At 60.6% G+C, this 19,695-nt stretch carries 18 protein-coding genes; 4 read left to right on the top strand and 14 right to left on the bottom strand.

Annotated elements, in window-relative coordinates:
• Positions 1–41: 41 nt before the first annotated feature.
• Positions 42–2,075, bottom strand: coding sequence for a phenylacetic acid degradation bifunctional protein PaaZ (gene paaZ / locus OLX72_RS02355; RefSeq protein WP_433989704.1), 2,034 nt, complete (start codon positions 2,073–2,075; stop codon positions 42–44).
• A gap of 143 nt (positions 2,076–2,218) precedes the next feature.
• Here paaZ and paaI point away from each other — a divergent pair, with 143 nt between their 5' ends.
• From paaI to OLX72_RS02340, 3 genes are read left to right on the top strand one after another with little or no spacing between them, the layout of a single operon-like run.
• Positions 2,219–2,668, top strand: a complete 450-nt coding sequence (paaI, locus tag OLX72_RS02350) for a hydroxyphenylacetyl-CoA thioesterase PaaI (RefSeq protein WP_114869032.1) — start codon at positions 2,219–2,221, stop codon at positions 2,666–2,668.
• Positions 2,665–3,975 (top strand): phenylacetate--CoA ligase PaaK, encoded by a 1,311-nt coding sequence (paaK, locus tag OLX72_RS02345; protein WP_433989703.1) that lies wholly within the window; start codon positions 2,665–2,667, stop codon positions 3,973–3,975. The genes paaI and paaK overlap by 4 nt, the downstream gene beginning before the upstream one ends.
• 4 nt (positions 3,976–3,979) lie before the next feature.
• The gene (locus tag OLX72_RS02340) at positions 3,980–4,576 is read left to right on the top strand and encodes a TetR/AcrR family transcriptional regulator (RefSeq protein WP_114869034.1); all 597 of its coding nucleotides are present in this window, start codon (positions 3,980–3,982) and stop codon (positions 4,574–4,576) included.
• A 4-nt stretch (positions 4,577–4,580) separates the two neighbouring features.
• On the opposite strand, the gene OLX72_RS02335 is transcribed toward OLX72_RS02340, so the two are convergent.
• The 9 genes from OLX72_RS02335 to OLX72_RS02295 all read right to left on the bottom strand — a co-directional run bounded on the left by OLX72_RS02335 (position 4,581) and on the right by OLX72_RS02295 (position 13,828).
• Positions 4,581–5,645 (bottom strand): 2Fe-2S iron-sulfur cluster-binding protein, encoded by a 1,065-nt coding sequence (locus tag OLX72_RS02335; RefSeq protein ID WP_433989702.1) that lies wholly within the window; start codon positions 5,643–5,645, stop codon positions 4,581–4,583.
• A 12-nt stretch (positions 5,646–5,657) separates the two neighbouring features.
• On the bottom strand, positions 5,658–6,116 hold the full coding sequence (gene paaD / locus OLX72_RS02330; RefSeq protein WP_114869036.1) for a 1,2-phenylacetyl-CoA epoxidase subunit PaaD: 459 nt from the start codon (positions 6,114–6,116) through the stop codon (positions 5,658–5,660).
• A gap of 1 nt (position 6,117) precedes the next feature.
• Complete coding sequence (paaC, locus tag OLX72_RS02325; RefSeq protein WP_114869037.1) at positions 6,118–6,873, bottom strand: 1,2-phenylacetyl-CoA epoxidase subunit PaaC; 756 nt, start codon at positions 6,871–6,873, stop codon at positions 6,118–6,120.
• Positions 6,873–7,181 (bottom strand): 1,2-phenylacetyl-CoA epoxidase subunit PaaB, encoded by a 309-nt coding sequence (paaB, locus tag OLX72_RS02320; protein WP_114869038.1) that lies wholly within the window; start codon positions 7,179–7,181, stop codon positions 6,873–6,875. The genes paaC and paaB overlap by 1 nt, the downstream gene beginning before the upstream one ends.
• Entirely contained in the window at positions 7,178–8,170 is a 993-nt protein-coding gene (gene paaA / locus OLX72_RS02315; RefSeq protein WP_114869039.1) for a 1,2-phenylacetyl-CoA epoxidase subunit PaaA, read from the bottom strand. Before paaA ends, paaB begins: the two co-directional genes overlap by 4 nt.
• Positions 8,171–8,186: 16 nt before the next feature.
• Positions 8,187–9,389, bottom strand: a complete 1,203-nt coding sequence (gene pcaF, locus OLX72_RS02310) for a 3-oxoadipyl-CoA thiolase (protein ID WP_114869040.1) — start codon at positions 9,387–9,389, stop codon at positions 8,187–8,189.
• 126 nt (positions 9,390–9,515) lie between these two features.
• Positions 9,516–10,754 (bottom strand): efflux RND transporter periplasmic adaptor subunit, encoded by a 1,239-nt coding sequence (locus OLX72_RS02305; protein WP_114869041.1) that lies wholly within the window; start codon positions 10,752–10,754, stop codon positions 9,516–9,518.
• 6 nt (positions 10,755–10,760) lie between these two features.
• Positions 10,761–13,127, bottom strand: a complete 2,367-nt coding sequence (locus OLX72_RS02300; protein WP_433989701.1) for an ABC transporter permease — start codon at positions 13,125–13,127, stop codon at positions 10,761–10,763.
• A complete protein-coding gene (locus OLX72_RS02295) occupies positions 13,121–13,828 on the bottom strand; it encodes an ABC transporter ATP-binding protein (protein ID WP_433989700.1) in 708 nt (235 codons plus the stop codon). Before OLX72_RS02295 ends, OLX72_RS02300 begins: the two co-directional genes overlap by 7 nt.
• Before the next feature lie 194 nt (positions 13,829–14,022).
• On the opposite strand from OLX72_RS02295, the gene speB reads away from it, so the two are divergent.
• Positions 14,023–14,973 (top strand): agmatinase, encoded by a 951-nt coding sequence (speB, locus tag OLX72_RS02290; protein WP_433989699.1) that lies wholly within the window; start codon positions 14,023–14,025, stop codon positions 14,971–14,973.
• 10 nt (positions 14,974–14,983) lie between these two features.
• On the opposite strand, the gene OLX72_RS02285 is transcribed toward speB, so the two are convergent.
• The 4 genes from OLX72_RS02285 to OLX72_RS02270 form a co-directional block, all read right to left on the bottom strand.
• Positions 14,984–15,826 carry an EamA family transporter gene (locus tag OLX72_RS02285; protein WP_433989698.1) on the bottom strand — a complete coding sequence of 281 codons (843 nt, stop codon included), beginning with the start codon at positions 15,824–15,826 and terminating at the stop codon, positions 14,984–14,986.
• A gap of 65 nt (positions 15,827–15,891) precedes the next feature.
• Positions 15,892–16,458: a sarcosine oxidase subunit gamma gene (locus OLX72_RS02280; RefSeq protein WP_114869045.1), complete on the bottom strand. Its 567-nt coding sequence runs from the start codon at positions 16,456–16,458 to the stop codon at positions 15,892–15,894.
• Positions 16,451–19,408: a sarcosine oxidase subunit alpha family protein gene (locus OLX72_RS02275; protein ID WP_433989697.1), complete on the bottom strand. Its 2,958-nt coding sequence runs from the start codon at positions 19,406–19,408 to the stop codon at positions 16,451–16,453. The genes OLX72_RS02280 and OLX72_RS02275 overlap by 8 nt, the downstream gene beginning before the upstream one ends.
• Positions 19,405–19,692 carry a sarcosine oxidase subunit delta gene (locus OLX72_RS02270; protein WP_433989696.1) on the bottom strand — a complete coding sequence of 96 codons (288 nt, stop codon included), beginning with the start codon at positions 19,690–19,692 and terminating at the stop codon, positions 19,405–19,407. Before OLX72_RS02270 ends, OLX72_RS02275 begins: the two co-directional genes overlap by 4 nt.
• Between the last annotated feature and the right edge of the window lie 3 nt (positions 19,693–19,695).

The following is a 19,695-nucleotide window of genomic DNA, read 5'->3' as shown; positions in this document are numbered from 1 at the left end:
GGCAGGCTATACCGCGCCGGGCGCCGCAGGCCAAGCGTGCCCTAGTGACGGGCGTTCATTGTCAAAAGGTCGTATTCCGCAACCGGATCGTCATCCTGATTTGTCAGGGTCACGTGCCAGCGCACCTCGCCATAGTCTTCGTTGCGCGGGGTTTTCTGTTTCACGCTCAGACGCACCTTGATGGCATCCCCGGCTTCTACCGGTTTCATTAACCGCAAGTTGTCCAATCCGGTATTGGCCAGCACCGGCCCTTCATCGGGCATGACAAACAGACCGGCGGCAAAGGACAACAGCAGATATCCGTGGGCAACGCGCCCGGGAAAGAACGGATTTCGTTTGGCGGCATCCTCGTCCATGTGCGCATAAAACGTATCACCCGTAAAACGGGCGAAATGCTCGATATCCTCCAGCGTCACGGTGCGGGCGCTGGTGTGGATCGTTTCGCCGATCTCCAGTTCATGAAATGTGCGCGTGAAGGGATGGGCGGGCGCTTTTGCTTCGGCTGCGCCGGGCACCCATGTTCCGGTGATCCCGGTCAGAATGTCGGGACTGCCCTGAATGGCGGTGCGTTGCATATAGTGCATGACACCGCGTACGCCGCCCAGTTCCTCACCACCGCCGGCGCGGCCCGGCCCGCCATGCACCATGTGGGGCAGCGGCGATCCGTGTCCGGTGCTTTCGCCCATGCTGTCGCGGTTGTTGAAGTAGATCCGTCCGTGAAGCGCTCCGGCCCCTGTGGCCACTGCACGGGCCATATCCGGATCGCGGGTGATGACTGACAGAACAAGGCTGCCACCGCCGCGATTGGCCAGCGTGATCGCATGGTCCGTATCGCGATAGCCCATGATCGTTGAAACGGGGCCGAATGCTTCCGTGTCATGGACATGCCGCGCGATGTCGGGATCATCACAGTGAAACAGCATTGGTGGTACAAATGCGCCTTTGGTTGCATCCGCGCCTTGAACGGCAACGGCGTCGGGGTCGCCGAACACGCGTGTGGCCTCCTGGCCGATCAGGGCGGCCTGTTGCAGCACATCGCGTTTCTGAGCATTCGACACCAGTGCGCCCATCTGCGTGCTGTCCAGTGCCGGATCGCCGATCACGGTTCCCGCCAGCCTGTCCGAAAGCGCCGCAATCACCGCGTCAACGTGATCCTGCGGGGCCATGATCCGGCGGATCGCGGTACATTTCTGCCCCGCCTTGGTGGTGATTTCGCGATGCGTTTCTTTAATGAACAGATCGAATTCAGGCGTGCCGGGCGCGGCATCCGGCCCCAGGATCGACGCGTTCAGACTGTCCTGCTCAGCGACAAAACGGATGCTGTTTTGTAACAGATGCGGTTTGCTGCGCAATTTCAGCGCCGTGGCGGCCGAACCGGTGAACCCGACTACATCCTGACAGGTCAGATGATCCAGCATGTCACCCAGCCCGCCTGCGACCAGTTGCAAAGCGCCTTCGGGCAGAATGCCGATGTCGAGCATGATCCGCACCGCGCGTTCGGTCACATAACATGTGGCCGTGGCCGGTTTCACAATGGAGGGAACGCCCGCCAGCAGGGCAGGCGCCAGTTTTTCCAGCATGCCCCAGACCGGAAAGTTGAACGCGTTGATCTGGATCGCGACACCTTGCAGCGGCGTGCAGATATGTTGCCCCAGAAAGCTGCCCTGCCGCGAAAGCTGTTCGACCGGTCCGTCAAGATACACCTGCGCATCGGGCATTTCGCGCCGCCCTTTTGACGCAAAGACAAGCATCGTGCCGATGCCGCCATCCACGTCGATTTTGTGATCGGCCAGTGTGGCGCCAGTGGCATAGGACAGGTCATATAGCGCCTGCTTGTGCTGGCCCAGATGCAGGGCCAGTGCCTTGATCATGCGAGCGCGGTCGTGAAATGTTAGCGCGCGCAAGGCGGGTCCACCTTTGGTGCGCGCATAATCCAGCATACCTGCCACATCCAGCGCGTCATTGCCCGCAAGGGCCATCGGTGCGCCCGTCACCGCGTTTTCGATCGTGCGGGCATGGGCATCTGGTGCGCGCCAGTGTCCGGCGGCAAAGCTCTGAACCTCAAGCAGTGACATGGTCTGTTCCTTCGTGGCCCGGTTTAAGGTTCTTTTATTGACCAACCAGTCGGTTTATGCAAGTTTCAAATCAACCACAGAGACAAGGGTGCAGGGATGATCAAGCGTATGAAGGGGCCTGTTTTTTCAGCAGGATGTCACCAATGACCCCGCAGGCCCGCGCCCGTAAATCGGCCGATGCCATGTGGGCAGACGATGCCGCCTCGAAATGGATGGGGATGCGGATCGTTGCAGTTGGTGAAGGTGCCGCGACGCTGGAAATGGATGTTCAGCCACACCATTGTAACGGGCACGGCAATTGCCACGGTGGTGTGACGTTTTCACTGGCCGACAGTGCTTTTGCCTTTGCCTGCAACAGTCGCAATCAGGCCACCGTTGCCCTGCACAATGCCATCACCTATCTGGCCCCCGCCCATATGGGCGACGTACTGACCGCCACAGCGCACGAGGTTTCCCTGATCGGGCGCAACGGTATTTACGATGTGCGTGTCACCAATCAGGACGGCAAGGCGATTGCCGAATTCCGCGGCCAGTCGCGCGCCATCCGCGGCCAGTTGTTTGACGAAGAACCGACATCCGAGGACATGACATGAAAGACCTGACGCCAAATCGCGATGATCTGGAGCCGATTGAAATTGCCAGCCGTGACAAGATCACGGCCCTGCAGCTGGAACGTCTGAAATGGTCGCTGCGCCACGCCTATGACAACGTCGCGATGTATCGCGAACGGTTTGACGATGCCGGTGTACATCCTGATGACCTGAAAGACCTGTCCGACCTTGCAAAGTTCCCGTTCACCACAAAATCCGATCTTCGTGATCATTATCCGTTCGGGATGTTCGCGGTGCCGCGCGACCAGATCGTGCGGGTTCATGCCTCGTCCGGGACAACGGGCAAACCAACGGTCGTGGGCTATACCGCCAACGATATTTCCAACTGGGCCGATCTGGTCGCGCGCTGTCTGCGTGCCTCTGGCGTGCGGCGGGGCGACATGGTGCACAACGCTTATGGCTATGGCCTGTTCACTGGCGGGTTGGGTGCGCATTACGGGATCGAACGGCTGGGCGCGATGGTGATCCCGGTGTCGGGCGGGCAAACCGCACGTCAGGTAACGCTGATCGATGATTTCAAACCGCAGGCGATCATGGTCACGCCATCCTATATGCTCAATATCCTTGAGGAGTTTCATCGCCAGGGTCTCAACCCGCGCGAAAGCTCGCTGCAAACCGCGATCTTCGGTGCCGAACCATGGACCAATGCCATGCGGCTTGAGATCGAACAGGCGTTCGATATGCACGCTGTCGATATTTATGGTCTGTCCGAAATCATGGGGCCGGGCGTGGCCAACGAATGCGTGGAAACCAAGGACGGTCTGCACATCTGGGAAGATCATTTCTATCCCGAAGTGATCAACCCCGACACCGGACAGCCGGTTCAGGACGGGGAAGAAGGCGAACTGGTGTTTACCACGCTGACCAAGGAAGGCTTGCCGATGATCCGCTATCGGACCCGCGATCTGACGCGGCTGATGCCCGGCACCGCGCGCAGCATGCGGCGGATGGAAAAGATCACAGGGCGCAGCGATGACATGATCATCCTGCGCGGCGTCAATCTGTTTCCCACGCAGATCGAAGAACAGGTGCTGGCCACAGGCGGGGTGGCCGCGCATTTCCAGATCGAGCTTTACCGCGCGGGCCATATGGATGCGCTGCGCGTCAATGTCGAAGCCGCGACAGGTGCCACGGACGAGGCCAGCCGCGCCGCCGCCGAACGGATGCTGACCAAACGGATCAAGGATATCGTTGGTATCAGTTGCGAGGTTCTGGTGCGCGACCCCGGAGCGGTGGCCCGATCCGAAGGCAAGGCCAAACGCGTCGTCGACAACCGGCCAAAGGACTGACGGTTTGGCCCGTACCATTGCCAAGGATTATGACGCCAAGCGCGGCCACATCCTGAAAACCGCCGCCCGCGTGTTCGCCAAGGAAGGTGTGGCGCGAGCATCAATGAACCATGTCGCGCGCGAATGTGGAATATCCAAGGCCAATATCTACCACTATTACAGCAGCAAGGATGCGTTGCTGTTCGATATTCTGGACAGCTATCTTTCTGCCTTGCGCGACCGGATTTGCAACCTGCCGCTGAGCGGGCTGCCTGCACGTGAAAAACTGCACCGGATCGTGGAACAAACCCTGCTGGCCTATGACGGCATGGACCACGAACACAAGATCCAGACCGAAGGCCTGCCGCTGTTGCCCCAGGAACAGCAATCCGTTTTGCGCGGATACCAGCGTGATATGGTGCGCCAGCTTGGCGATGTGCTGGCCGAAATCGAACCGGATGTGTTCAGGAACGACCCGGTAAAACTGCGGGCTACGACAATGTCGGTGTTCGGGATGCTGAACTGGTTTTACATGTGGAACCCGCGCGCCGATTCACAGGCCCGACAGGACTATGCGCGCCTTGTCACCACCCTTGCCTGTGATGGTCTGCGCGGGCTTTGAACCATTAGTGATCGTAATCCACGACGATCTTGTCGGTCAGCGGGTAGGACTGGCAGGACAGGATAAAGCCTTGCGCCACCTCATAATCTTCCAGCGCGTGATTGGCGATCATCTCGACCTCGCCCTCGATCAGTTTGCAGCGGCAGGTGGAACATACGCCTGCCTTGCAGGCAAACGGTGCATCCATTGCATGTTCCAGCGCTGCCTCTAACACGGACTGATCCCGATCCATCGTGAATGTGCGGGCGGTGCCATCCATGATCACGCTGGCCTGTGTCGCCTTGGCGGCAGCGGCCCCTTGAGCGGCGGCTTTGCGTTTCAGGCGGCCGGGTTGTCCGCTTTTGAACAATTCGAATTTGATCTGATCATCGCGCAGACCATGGCTGCGCAGGCTGTCGGAAATGGCGTGCATCATGGGTTCGGGCCCGCAGATAAAGGCGGTGTCGACACTGGCGATATCGATCCAGTGTTCGAACAACGCGGCGCATTTTTCCCGGTCCACGCGCCCGGTGAACAGATCAATTTCCTGTGCATCGGATTCCAGAATATGGATCAGGGTCAACCGCCCCATATAACGGTTTTTCAGATCCTCAAGCTCTTCACGGAACATGATCGTGTTGACGCCGCGATTTGCGTAGACCAGCGTGAATGTGCTGTTGGGCTCGCGCGCAAGTACGGTTTTAAGGATCGACAGAACCGGTGTGATGCCGGACCCGCCCGCGAATCCCAGATAGTTTTTGCCCTGTGACGGATCAAGCGGGGTAAAGAAATTGCCCATAGGTGACATCGCCTGCACGACATCACCGGGTTTCAGGTTTTCGTTCGCCCAGGTGGAAAACGCACCGCCATCAACCTTTTTGATCCCGACCTGCAAAAGGCCATCATCCAGCCCCGCGCAAATCGAATAGGATCGGCGTACCTCGGTACCATCGAAATCGTAGCGAAACGTCAGGTACTGGCCTTGGGTGAATTCGAAATCGCCACCGTTGACAGGCTTCAGCGTCACGACAACCGCATCGCGGATCGTTTTGTGAACATCAGTGACAGTCAGATCATGAAAGCGGGCCATGGGGCGCACTCCTTACAGGCATTTGAAATAGTCGAACGGTTCAAGGCAGGTCAGGCAACGCCAGTGCGCCTTGCACGGGGTGGAACCGAATTGGCTGACCCGCTCAATGTCGCGACTGCTGCAATGCGGGCATTTTTCTGGTCCGCCGGCCTTTTGCGGCGGCGCAATGCCAAAACGCTCCAGCTTGACGCGGCCCTTTTCGGTCAGCCAGTCGGTTGTCCAGGCGGGTGAAATCTGGGTTTTGATGCGGATATCCGCAACGCCGTGATCGCGCAGCGCGGTTTCGATATCCAGCGCGATGATCCGCGTTGCGGGACAGCCTGAATAGGTGGGCGTGACCGCCACCTCAAGCGTGTCTCCCTGCCAAGCCACACCGCGCACGATACCCAGATCAACCACCGAAATCACTGGAATTTCCGGGTCGGGCACCTGATCAAGCCAGTCCCATATGTCGGCCACCGCCGGTTTCATCCTACCACGTAGCCCCGGGATAGGCGCGTTGCAGCCATTGCATCTGCGTCAGGATATGGCCCAGATGTTCGGAATGCTGCACACCGGATTTGCCACCCTTGTGGGCAAAGCCCGTGTCGGGAATTTTCAATGTCGCCTGTTCCATCACATGCGCCACATCGGCATCGAAACGCGCGCGCAGGCTGGCAGGGTCGGGCGCGATGCCCGCCTTGGCCATTTCACGGTCCACCGCATCAGGGGTAAACATTTCACCCACATAGGGCCACAAGAGGTCCAGCGCGGCTTGCATGCGGGCATGGCTTTCGTCCGTTCCGTCGCCAAGGCCGATCACCGTGTCCGTGGACCGTTCCAGATGATAGGCCACTTCTTTCACCGATTTCTGCGCGATCTGGGACACGCGCGCGTCGCTGGACGTTTCCAGCCCTTTCAGCATCGCCAGATGCCAGGCATCAAACAGGTATTGGCGCATCATGGTCTGCCCGAAATCTCCGTTGGGTTGTTCCACGATCAGCAGATTGCGAAAATCCCAGGCATCGCGCAGCATTGCCAGATCGTCGGCACTCTGCCCGTGGCCTTCGACTTCGGCGGCAAGACCCAGCCACATCTGGGTCTGTCCGATCAGATCCAGCGCGATATTGGCCAGCGCGATATCTTCTTCCAGAATCGGCGCATGGCCGCACCATTCGCTGACACGGTGGCCAAGAACCAGCGTGTTGTCGCCCATACGGCACAGGAATTGAAACAGCGCGTCGTCCATCACATTGCACCCACGTCATCGGGAATGTCGAAAAACGTCGGGTGGCGGTACACCTTGCTTTGCGACGGTTCATAAAGCGGCCCCTTGTCAGACGGGGACGAGGCCGCAATATGGCGTGCTTCGACCGCCCAGATGCTGACGCCTTCGTTTCGGCGGGTATAGACATCGCGGGCATTCTTGATCGCCATTTCGGCATCCGGCGCGTGCAGGCTGCCCACGTGGCGGTGGCTCATTCCGTGCTGACCACGGATAAAGATTTCCCAAAGCGGCCATTCGTGGCGGGTAGGGGTATTGGTGTCTGCGGTCATTCTGCTGCTACCTTTCCTGCGGCCCGTTTGCGGGCATGGGCCAACAGCCCGTCGCGCACCCAGGCACCATTATCCCAGGCGGCGTTGCGCGCGTTCAGACGTTCGGCATTGCACGGGCCGTTCCCCTGGATCACATCAAAGAATTCGGCCCAATCGGGTTCGGAATAATCGTACCCGCCCTTTTCGTCGTTCCATTTCAGATCCGGGTCGGGAATGGTCAGGCCCAGATATTCGGCCTGCGGCACGGTCTGATCGACAAATTTCTGGCGCAGTTCATCATTGGTGTTGATCTTGATTTTCCAAGCCATGCTTTGCGCCGAATGCACGCTGTCCTTGTCGGACGGGCCGAACATCATCAATGACGGGTACCACATCCGGTTCACCGCATCCTGCGCCATGCGTTTCTGCGCAGATGTACCGGCGGCCATCTTCATCATGATGTCATAGCCCTGACGCTGGTGAAACGACTCCTCCTTGCAGATGCGGATCATCGCGCGTGAATAGGGGCCATAGGATGTACGTTGCAGCGGCACCTGGTTCATGATCGCCGCACCATCCACCAGCCAGCCAACCGCGCCCATATCGGCCCATGTGAGCGTCGGATAGTTGAAGATTGAACTGTATTTCATCTTGCCCGACAAAAGATCGCGGGTCAGTTCATCGCGGCTGACCCCCAGCGTTTCAGCGGCGCAATAAAGATACAGGCCATGCCCTGCCTCGTCCTGTACCTTGGCCAGCAGGATGGCCTTGCGTTCAAGCGTCGGGGCGCGGGTGATCCAGTTGCCTTCGGGCAGTTGCCCGACGATTTCGGAATGGGCGTGTTGGCCGATCTGGCGGATCAGCGTCTTGCGATACCCGTCAGGCATCCAGTCTTTCGGTTCGATTTTCTCGCCCGCGTTGATCCGGTCCTGAAAGGCACGTTCCTGCGGTGTCATGTCCGCGCGGTCCTTGACGCCTGCGCCGGTTGACTGAACCATCTGTGCATACATCTGCTGTTCCTTCCCCTTACGTCCGTTCCAGTATCAGCGCAGCGCCCTGGCCCACGCCCACGCACATTGTACATAGCGCATAGCGCCCGCCGGTGCGCTGCAATTGCCGCGCTGCCGTCAACACCAGCCGCGCCCCCGACATGCCAAGCGGATGCCCGATCGCAATGGCACCGCCGTTCGGATTGACGTGCGGCGCATCATCGTCCACCCCCAGCGCGCGCAATGTCGCGAGCCCTTGCGCGGCAAATGCCTCGTTCAATTCTATCACATCCATCTGGTCGATGCGCAGCCCTGTGCGCGCCAGCAGCTTTTGTGTCGCAGGCACCGGCCCGATACCCATGACGCGCGGCGCGACCCCGGCGGATGACATGCCGACAATGCGCGCAATCGGTGTCAGCCCCTGTGCCTTTGCCGCCTGTTCTGAAGCAATCAGCAGTGCAGCAGCCCCATCGTTGACGCCACTGGCATTGCCCGCGGTCACACTCAGTTCCGGCCCGTTGATGCCTTTCAGCCGCGCCAGTGCCGCGCCATCGGTGTCAGGACGCGGATGTTCATCGGTGTCAAACACCAACGGGTCACCTTTGCGCTGCGGAATGTGGACCGGTACGATTTCATCTGCAAATAGTCCGGCGGCATGTGCGGCGGCCCACCGCGCTTGCGAGCGCGCGGCAAACGCATCCTGATCCGCACGGCTGATGCCATAGTCTGCAGCAACGTTGTCCGCCGTTTCCGGCATGGAATCGATACCGTATCGGGCCTTCATCTTCGGGTTCACGAACCGCCATCCGATGGTGGTGTCATAAACCGCGTTGGATCGTGTAAAGGCGCTGGTGGCCTTGGGCATGACAAAGGGCGCGCGGCTCATGCTTTCGACGCCACCGGCAATGGCCAGATCGTAATCACCCGCCTTGATCGCGCGCGCGGCAAAGCCCACCGCATCCATGCCGCTGGCGCACAGCCGGTTGATTGTCGTGCCCGGAACATCTTCCGGCAATCCGGCCAGCAATGCAGCCATACGCGCCACATTGCGATTGTCTTCGCCCGCCTGATTGGCCGAGCCAAAGATCACATCATCCACCTGTGCCCACGCAACTTGCGGATTGCGTTCCATCAGGGCGGTGATGGGCAGCGCGGCTAGATCATCGGTGCGCACACTGGACAGCGCCCCGCCATAGCGGCCGATCAGCGTGCGCACCCCGTCACAGATAAATGCGTCCATTCGGCAAAAGCCTCCATTCTTCGACCGCATGGTCGGTGTATTGATAAAACCGATTCCCATCAAGAATAAAGTTACAGAAAATTGGAAATCGAAAGTATTCTGTAACGTCTTGACAGAAGGTCCGGATCAATCGGCGACCCGCTGCGTCACACGCACCCCGTCGGTCAGGCCCGACGTCGGAAACAGGATCACGGTATCGCCGTCTTCCAGCCCGTCCAAAACCTGCGCCTCGATCCCGTTATTGCGCCCGAGAGAGATGATCCGGCGCTGCGCCTTGCCGTCAATCACGCGGAATACGGCCCAATCCTGGCCAACACGAAACAGCGCGCTGGAGGGCACGATCAGGGTGTCGGGATCCTGCCACACAACAATGCGGGTTTCGACACGAAAGCCGTGACCCAATCCAGCACGGGTATCGGATGGTTCGGTAAACTCGATCAAGGCGCTGACGCGCTGTTCTTCAACCCCGAGGGCAGAAAACTTGGTGACACCAAACGGATCGACGCGGGTAACCCTGCCTTGCAATGCGCGCGGGCCTCCCCAGTCTTCAATCAGCACCGGATCCCCGACGGACACCTGAACCGCATCTGTCGACAGAAGGTCGACGATCACTTCCAGATCGCCGGTAATGTCGCCGATTTCCATGATCGGCGTTCCCGCAGACAGCGTGATTTCGCTTTGCTGCATGATTTGCAGGATACGGCCCGTGATCGGAGCATAAACCGGTATATCGTCGCCCCCGTTTTCACCGGCAATGGCGTCGGCCAGCCCGCGATCATCAAAGCGGATCAGTTGCGCGCGGGCATTGTCCACCTGTGCGCGCCGCATCGCGATCGCGGCTTCGGCGGTATCCACGTTCGCCTGTGCCACGCGTGCCACCTGGCGTGCCCGGTCCAGCGCGGCATCGGATGCGATATCACGCTCGGCCAGACGTTCGGTGCGCGCCAGTTCACTGTTGGCCAGTTCAAGATTGGCTATGGCGGCATTCAGATCGGCCTGTGCCACACGCTGGGCGGCTTCGGCGGCCTCGACTGCGGCGCGTGCCTGTTCGCGGGTGCGGATATCCAGCGCTGCGGGGTTGGTTGGCCGCATGTGGGCCACCACCGTTTCCCCCTTGATCACCGGGTCGCCGGGATCAACGCTGACCCGCAGCAACCGGCCTGCCACGGGGGTGGACACGACATAGCCGTCGCTGACGCGGGTGCGCCCCTCTTCGTCGATGGTCAGTTGCATGGCACCGCGTTTGACCTGCCCCAGATCAACCATCGTTGCGCGCGGCCAGAAGGCGGCGGCCAAACCGGCCCCGATCAGCACAGCGGCAAGGGTTGTAAAGATCAGACGCGATCGTTTGCGGGCTTTGGCCATGTCACATCATTCCCTTGTTTTCAAAGCCGACACAAGATCGGCCCTGTCGATATCGCGCTTCACCAACCAGCCCGACAGCAGGGCGGCTGACACCACTACAAGGGCTGCAGCCCCGTGGCTGGACGGGCTGAACACAGCCGGTATCTGGTAGTTTTCGTTGGAAAACCCCCATGACATCAGCATGGCGACGACATGGCCCAGCACCACCCCCAACGGCAATGCTGCCAACACGACAGCGCCAAGTTCGCCCAACAGGACAAACGCCGCCTCGCCACGGCTGAAACCAATCACGCGCAGACTGGAGAGATCGCGTTCCCGTTCGGCATGCGCGATGCGGGCGGCATTATAGACAACGCCAAAGGCAATCACGAACGCGATGGCGGCCATTACAAACCGGGTGGCACCCGCACCTTCGTTCATCATGTCCTGCAAGGCCTGTTCGGAATCATCAGACCGGCTGACGCCGGCAACCGTGGGCATACCGCGCAAGGCCGCGTACACTGCGTCGGCTTGCGCGGGGTCCACAGCCAGAAACGCACCCGACACGCGCAGGGGTTCACCCAATGCACGGTTCAGGGCATGCCTGTCCATGTGGGCGGTGGCCCCAAGTAAGGTTTCCGAGAGTGCCACAACCGGCAGGGACAACAGCGGCTGGCGGCCTTCGCGCACATCGATTTCCAGCAAGTCTCCGGGGCGGACCTGCAACAGATCGGCCAGTGTCGTTGATAACACGATGCCGCTGTCGGGCAGGCTGACCTGTGTCAGGTCCGCGTTCATCGCCCGCACCAGATGTGCATCGGGATCCAGCCCGCTGAGAGCGCCGCGATAATCATAGACTCCGTTGCGCAGCACAACCGGCACTATCCGCGCCGGTTCCACACGTGTCACGCCGCGCAGGCGGCGCAAGTCCGAAATGCTGTCCTGCGAAACGGCGTGGGTAAACACCAGCGTCAGATCAGACCGGTCCATCACGCTGAACGACAGATCGATCGTGCGGTCAAATCCCTGAAACAACGTAAGCATCGCACCATTCAGCGCCATGCCGCAGGCAATCCCCACCGTTGCGCCCGCCATGCGCATTGGATGGCGGGTCAACCGGCGCAGCACCATGCGGCTGGGCTGGTCCAGAATGCGCGCCAGCCATGGCGCATAGCGTCCCGCGCGGCTGTAATCGGCAGGGGCTGGGGGCCGCATGGCGGTGGCGGGTGTCAGCGCAAAGACGCGGCGCAAGACGATCAAACCGCCGGCCGAAGCCGTCAGAACGCTGACGCTGACACCGATCACGAAAGAAACCGGATCCTGCCGGAACAGCAGAAACGGAAACTTGAAGAAATCAAGGTACATGTTGGCCTGCAGCCGCGCCAGAAGGATACCCAGAAGGCAGCCGACCAGCGCCCCGCCTGCCGCAATCACGATGACGAATTTCAGGTAATGCCACACCACTTCGCCATCGGAATAGCCAAAGGCCTTCATCAGGCCAATCTCTTCGCGTTCGGCCTGAATCATCCGCGAAATCACGATATACAGGAGAAAGGCCGACACCCCGAGGAAAATGGGCGGAATGGCGCGGCTGAGTGTTTTCAATTGCGTTATTTCATCATTCAGGAACCGGTTGGACATATGATCATCCAGCCCGTAGGCCCCGCGCCCGCCATAGGGCGCAAGAATACGATCTGCAGCAGCGATCACGGCGGCCTCGCGGGCGTTCCGGGTCAGACTGATCAGCGCTTCGTTAAAGGCGCCCTTCATGTCATAGGCCGCCGACAGGGCAGAACTGCTCATCCAGATGACGCCATAACGGGCGTCATCCGCCATCAGTTCGCCCGGCGATGTGACGTAAACAAATTCCGGCCCCAGTGCGAGTCCGGTGATGCGAAAGCTGTGGCGTGCGCCGTTCATCGTGGCGGTAATCTGATCGCCGGGGCCCAGACCGTTGGCACGCGCGAACGTATCCAGCAGCAGTATCTCATCGCCACGGGCGGCGTTGATCATTCGTCCATCGGTCAGATGTACGGCGTTCAGACGCGGCGTGCCGATATCGGGCAGCGACACGGCCCGCGCCTGCATCGGCAAGGCCTGTCCGGGAATATCGATCAGGGCATCGCCGCTGACACGTCCTTCGGCGGCCGCAACGCCCGGTATCTGCGCCAGACGGTCTGTAAGATGGGATGGCGCGCGCGTGACCGGGGCGTAAACCTCGGCCATACGGAACCGGTCGTAATAGGCCTGGCGCGTATCACCCAAAGTGGCGACAAGCCCGCTCATCATCACTTGCAGGGCGACGCCCATGCCGATCACCAGTCCGATAGCTATCGCCTGTCCCTTCATCCGCCACAGATCGCGCAGCAGCTTGTGATCAAGCGCGCCTACCATGCGATTTCGTCCGGGCTCTGCTTGGTCTTGTTCTTGACGATCTCGCGGATATTGCCATCGGCGAAATGGATGACGCGATCCGCCATCGCGGCCTGACTGGCGGCATGGGTTACGATCATGACAGTCGCACCCAGCGTTTCGTTGACGGATTTCAGAACCTTAAGAACCGTGCGTCCTGTGGTGCTGTCCAGCGCGCCGGTGGGTTCATCGCAGAACAGAACATCGGGCTGTTTGGCCACGGCACGGGCGATGGCCACGCGCTGTTGTTCGCCCCCCGACATCTGCGAGGGAAAATGATCCATCCTGCCACCCAGACCCACCATGTGCAGCGCCTCGGCCGGGTCCATCGGGTCGCGGGCAATCTCGGTCACCAGTTCAACGTTTTCATAGGCGGTAAGGGACGGCATCAGATTATAAAACTGGAACACAAACCCCACGTGATCGCGCCGGTAGCGGGTCAACTCCCGGTCTTGCATATCGGTCAGCATCTGATCGCGGAATTGCGCGGTGCCGTCCGTGGCGCTATCCAGACCGCCCAGAATGTTCAGCAAGGTTGATTTCCCGCTGCCCGAGGGGCCCAGCAGGACGACAATCTCGCCCTGAGGAATTTCAACATCAACGCCGCGTAGCGCATGTACCGCCGAACGGCCCTCGCCATAGACCTTGGTCAGGTTTTTCGTTGTAAAGGCGGGCAAGGTCATAATCGGCAGGTCCGGTCGGGAACGGGCAGGATAAAAACCGCTCTAGCAAGAGTAAAGGGCGCGCGTGTTGATCAGCGTCAAAGTCGCCTTTGCCACTGCGAGGGGGCGATGGGGGCCGGCAGTGCAGATAGCGATTGCAAATGGCATCCGGGATGTGGATTCTGCGCAAGGAACCAGCAGAACGGAACGCCAGCATGCCAACCGCCACAGACCGCCCTTTCAACCAGCCGCTTGGCGGCAATGATATGCCCCGCTTTGCCGGTGATGCCACGATGATGCGCCTGCCCCGTCAGGACAGTGCTGCGGGGCTTGATGCCTGTTTTGTAGGGGTGCCGATGGATATCGGCACATCGAACCGTGCAGGCACCCGCCATGGTCCGCGCGCCATCCGCGCCGAAAGCTGCATGTTGCGCCCGTTCAACATGGCCACCGGTGCGGCCCCGTTTGCTGAAATGCAGGTGGCCGATATAGGTGATGTGGCGATCAACACATTCGATCTGAAAAAGACGGCTGACATCATCACGGCGGCCTATGACGATATCCTGTCGCATGGCGCTGTGCCGTTGACATTGGGGGGCGATCATACGCTGACCTATCCGGTGCTGCGCGCCATTGCCGGGAAACACGGGCCTGTTGCTCTGATCCATGTGGATGCCCATGCCGACACCAATGACGAGATGTTCGGCGAAAAGATCGCCCACGGCACGCCGTTCCGCCGCGCGGTCGAAGACGGGTTGCTGGTGAATGACAAGGTATTCCAGATCGGGCTGCGCGGCACCGGCTATGCGCCCGATGACTTCGACTGGGGCCGCAAGCAGGGCTTTACCGTGGTTCCGGCAGAAGACTGCTGGCACAAGTCGTTGACACCTCTGATGGCTGATATCTGCGCCAGAATTGGCGATACGCCGACCTATCTGACCTATGATATCGACAGCCTTGATCCCGCTTTTGCACCCGGAACCGGAACTGTTGAAATTGGCGGGCTGACCACCATTCAGGCGCTGGAAATCGTGCGCGGCTGCGCGGGGCTGAGCCTTGTCGGAGGTGATCTGGTCGAGGTGTCGCCACCCTATGATACCAGCGGCAACACGGCGCTGATCGGCGCCAACCTTCTTTACGAAATGCTGTGTGTTCTGCCGCGCTGATGCCGCGCGGTCACAACCCCAGATACCCGATAGCGGCAAAGGCCAGCACGACACCGCCCCATTGGCCCGGTGCCATCCGTTCGCCCAATACCATCCGCGCCAGCAATATGGTGAGGATCCCGAACGCAGACGCGCCGACAGCGGCAAACTCAGGATGATCCAGCGGTGCCGCGATCATCACGGCCCCAAGGGCCAGCGCGTCCAGCGCCCCCATCAGCAGCAATAGCGGCATATGCCGGATGATGCCGCGCATCGGGTCGATCGTGCGCAGCGCCAGGGGCACGATCACGGCGATCGCGGCCAGCCGCGCAATGGCCAGAACCGGTAATTCGCCGGTGATGCGCGTGGCATATTGCCCGACCGCAAAGGTCAGGGCGAACCCCGTTGCGCCCAGAACGGCCCATGCCAGCGCCACGGCGCGTGATCCGCCCGATCTGCTGTCACGCCCCAGAACCGCGACAACGGTAATCCCTGCGATAACAACAACGGCCGCCGCCCAGTCCGTGGCCTTGACCGGATCACCTTCGATACCGGCCAGCGCCAGTGACAGCACCGGATAGGCCCCGATCACCGGCGCGACCAGACCGACGGGGCCGATCTGGAACGCCTTGTAAAGACCAACACTGGCGAACGCGAAGGCCAGCCCGGTAAACAAAGAGGCCACCAAGGCAGTGCCTGACATGTCCTGCCACGCGCCAACCCACGCTGCCACCGGCAGCACCAGCAGCGCGCCGGTCAAAAGCACAACTGCCAGCGCTGGCAGGATACCCGCCCGCTGGCTGACATAGCGCAGGCACAGATCATGAATGGCCCACGCCAGCGCGGCACACAGACCAAGCGATAGCGCGCTCACGCGGAAACCTTGTAGGCTTTGTGACCCATAAGCGCCCTATACGGATGGTTTTGGTGCGAACCGGATCACCAGACAGACCGCATTGCGGTTAGTAACGCATGGTGCATGGACCCTGCCGAAGATCGCGGCCCGATGACGGACAGATGCGTGCCTGCGTCTCGGCAGATCACAAAGCACCCCAGATGCTCAATAACGGTGCGTGTTGCCGTGCCTGTGGCCATGGCAGCCACGTTGACGTTGCACAGCCGTTCGAACACAGCGACGACACCGTCGCCCAGCATGTCAAAGCGACACCAGCCATCTGTTTGTTCGCTCACACTTGCTGTTGTGCCAACAGCCGATTTCACCTGTGCGGCGATGTCTTCATTCTGAGCAAACGGGGCTTCGATCATCCATTGGTCCGGCCCCGTCCAGAACGCTGTCAGGTCTTTTCCAACGCACACGCCCCCTACATCAGGCGCTTTTGCCCCCAGCAGCTTTTTCAGGGCTGTCTTGCATTTGCTTTCCTGCCCCAAACGCGCGGCAACGGATGCGAACACCCAATCGGGCTGTTCGCTTAGCGTGATGGGACCAACGTGATCGACACGCGCGACGCTGCCCCCCAGGGCGGTGATTGCTGTCAGATCATGCACGAAGCCTCTCCCCCTCTGGATCGATGAAATGCGCGCTGACCACTTCCAGATCGACGTTCAGGCCGGTCAGCGGGCTGACCGCCTTGATCACCTCACCCTTGCGCGCGCCGCCGTTTTTCAGAAAGCCAAGGCCAATCGAGCATCCCAGATGCGGCGAATAGGCGGCAGAGGTGATGTAGCCCTGATCATTGGCTGCGTTCACATCGTGTCCTTTGGTCATCAGGTGGGACCCCGCCAGAACACGGTGCGACTTGTCGACCGGTTGCAGGCCGACCAGAACCAGCGCATCCGGGGCGTTCAGCCCTTCTCGCTCGGAAAGGACCGACCCGATACTGTCCTTCGCCTTGGACACCATACGACCCATGCCCAGATTCAGCGCGGTGGTCGTGCCATTCAGCTCGTTGCCGGTCACATGGCCCTTTTCGATGCGCATGACGCCCAAGGCTTCGGTTCCGTAGGGGACCACATCGAATTCTTCGCCCGCCGCCATCAATCTGCGGATCATGGCATCGCCATAGCGTGTCGGCACCGCAATTTCGTAGGCCAGTTCACCCGAGAACGATATCCGGAAAAGCCGTGCGCGCAAACCACCGCAAACGGTGATTTCACCACAGGCCATGAACGGGAACGCATCGTTTGACAGATCAAACTTCGGGTCGACGATCTTTTGCAGCAGTTTGCGCGCATTCGGGCCTGCCACGGCATATTGTGCCCATGCTTCGGTCGTGGAAATCAACTGTACGTCCATGTCGGGAAACAGGCACTGGCGCACGAATTCCATGTGACGGTACACACCCACCGCGTTGGCCGTGGTGGTGGTGACAACGAAATGATCCTCGGCCAGTCGCGCCGCGGTGCCGTCATCCATCGCAATCCCGTCTTCGCGCAGCATCAGCCCATAGCGCGTCTTGCCGACGGCCAGTTTGGCAAAACCGTTGCAATAGACGGTGTTCAGAAATGCGGCCGCATCGCTGCCCTGCACATCGATCTTGCCCAGCGTAGTCACATCGCAGATGCCAACGCTTTTGCGGGTCGCCAGCACTTCGCGATCGACGCTTTGGCGCCATTCGGTTTCGCCGGCTTTGGGGTACCATTGCGCGCGCAACCACATCCCGACTTCGACAAAGACAGCACCCTGTTCCTGCGCCCAAACGTGGCTGGGCGTTTTACGAAGGGGGCGAAAATCGGTGCCGACCGACCGGCCCCCCAGCACGCCCATCGACACAGGCGTGTAGGGCGGGCGGAAAATCGTTGTACCGGTCTGTGGTATCGTCTGGCCAGTCAGTTCGGCCATGATCGCAAGACCGCCCATATTCGATGTCTTGCCCTGATCCGTGGCCATGCCAAGCGTCGTGTAACGCTTAAGATGTTCGACCGAACGATAGTTTTCCTGATGCGCCAGTTTCACGTCCTTGACGGTTACGTCGTTCTGCTGATCCAGCCATGCGCGCCCCTTGCCTTCGGTCACATGCCAGAACGGTGACAGCGAAAAAGGCGCATCCTCGGCCTTGGGCGCGGGCAGGGCGCGGGCCTTGATCCCGATATCGCGCAGGGCCGCAGCGGCTGCCTTTGATCCGGTGCCAAGTGCGGCATGGGTGCTGAATTCGCCCAGTGCGGCCCCGGCGCAACTTAGCCCGGCGGGGCCATCTGCACCCGGTACAAAGGCGGCGATATCTTCGCGCCACTGGGGGCGACCGCGCTGGTGACAGGTCAGTCCGACATTCGGGTTCCACCCGCCCGACACACCCAGTGCGCCACACTCGATAAGGCGTGTCTGGCCCGACGCCAGACGTATTTCGACGAAACGCAGGCCCAGACGGCCCTTGGTGTCGATGACCTGCGCACCGGCCAGCAATTCGCAATCGGCGATCCGGGGCGCGTCTGTGCGGGTGTCGATCACTGCTGCAACGGTGACGCCCTTGGCGATCAGATCAACGGCGGTGCGGTGCCCGTCATCGTTGTTGGTAAACGCGGCAACCTTGTGTGCGGGTGTTGCGGCCCAGCGGTTGGCATAGGCACGCATCGCCCCCGCCAGCATGATGCCGGGGCGGTCGTTGTTTTCAAACGCAATGGGTCGTTCGATCGCACCGGCGCACAGCAGTGCCCGTTTCGACGTGATGCGCCAGAAGATCTGGCGCGGCTTGCCGGGGGCGGGGGTGGGCAGATGATCGCTAACCCGTTCGACCGCGCCATAAACGCCGTGATCAAAGGCCCCGATCACCGTGGTGCGCGCCATCAGGCGCACATTTGGCATATCGGCAAGTTCCGCTGCGCTGGCTGCGGCCCATTGCGCGCCTGATTGCCCGCCAATATCCAGCGTTTCAGCGTTCAACCGCCCGCCAAAGGCAAAATCTTCGTCCGCCAGAATAACCCGCGCCCCGGCACGCCCCGCCGTCAGCGCAGCAGACAATCCGGCCGGCCCGGCCCCGATGATCAGAAGATCACAATGCAAAAACCCCTTGTCGTAACTGTCGGGGTCTGGCTCCAGCGCCGCGGTCCCCAGACCTGCGGCGCGGCGAATGATCGGTTCGTACAGTTTTTCCCAGAACGCGGCTGGCCACATGAAGGTTTTGTAATAAAAGCCCGCAGTCAGAAAATTGCTGAACCGGTCGTTGATCGCCATTGCATCGAATGTCAGCGACGGCCAGCGGTTCTGGCTGTTGGCCACCAGCCCGTCGAACAGTTCTGCGGTGGTGGCGCGCGTGTTGGGTTCCTGGCGCGCGCCGCTGCGCAGTTCGACCAGCGCGTTGGGTTCTTCTGATCCCGCACTCAGCACGCCGCGCGGGCGGTGATATTTGAATGATCGGCCCATCAGGCGCACATCGTTGGCCAAAAGCGCCGAAGCCAGCGTATCGCCGGCGTATCCCTGATAGGATTTACCATCAAAGGTAAATGTCATCGGTTCGGACCGGTCGATCTGACCGCCGGCAAGCCTGTTCAACTGGGTCATGCGCTGCGCCCCCGTGTGCGGGCAACTTCGCGGGCCAACTCTACTTTGGTAATCTCGTGGGTCAGGGTGTTGCGCGTTACGACCAGCCAGCTTCTGTCGCCCTGTTCGTGGAACCACAATTCGCGGTGTTCACCGGCGGGGTTGTCGCGCAGGTAAAGGTATTCGTAAAACGTGCGGGCCGCATCAGGCGCCTGCCAGTCGGGCCGGTCGATCAGTGACGCATCCCCCAGATAGGTGAATTCCTGCGCGTCACGCGGGCCAAGAAGCGGGTGATTGATAATCATGTG

This window comes from Sulfitobacter sp. TBRI5 (assembly GCF_051013555.1).
Classification (GTDB): domain Bacteria; phylum Pseudomonadota; class Alphaproteobacteria; order Rhodobacterales; family Rhodobacteraceae; genus JL08.
The sequence above is the reverse complement of the archived record's forward strand: the minus strand, read 5'-3'. Positions and strand labels throughout refer to the sequence as shown.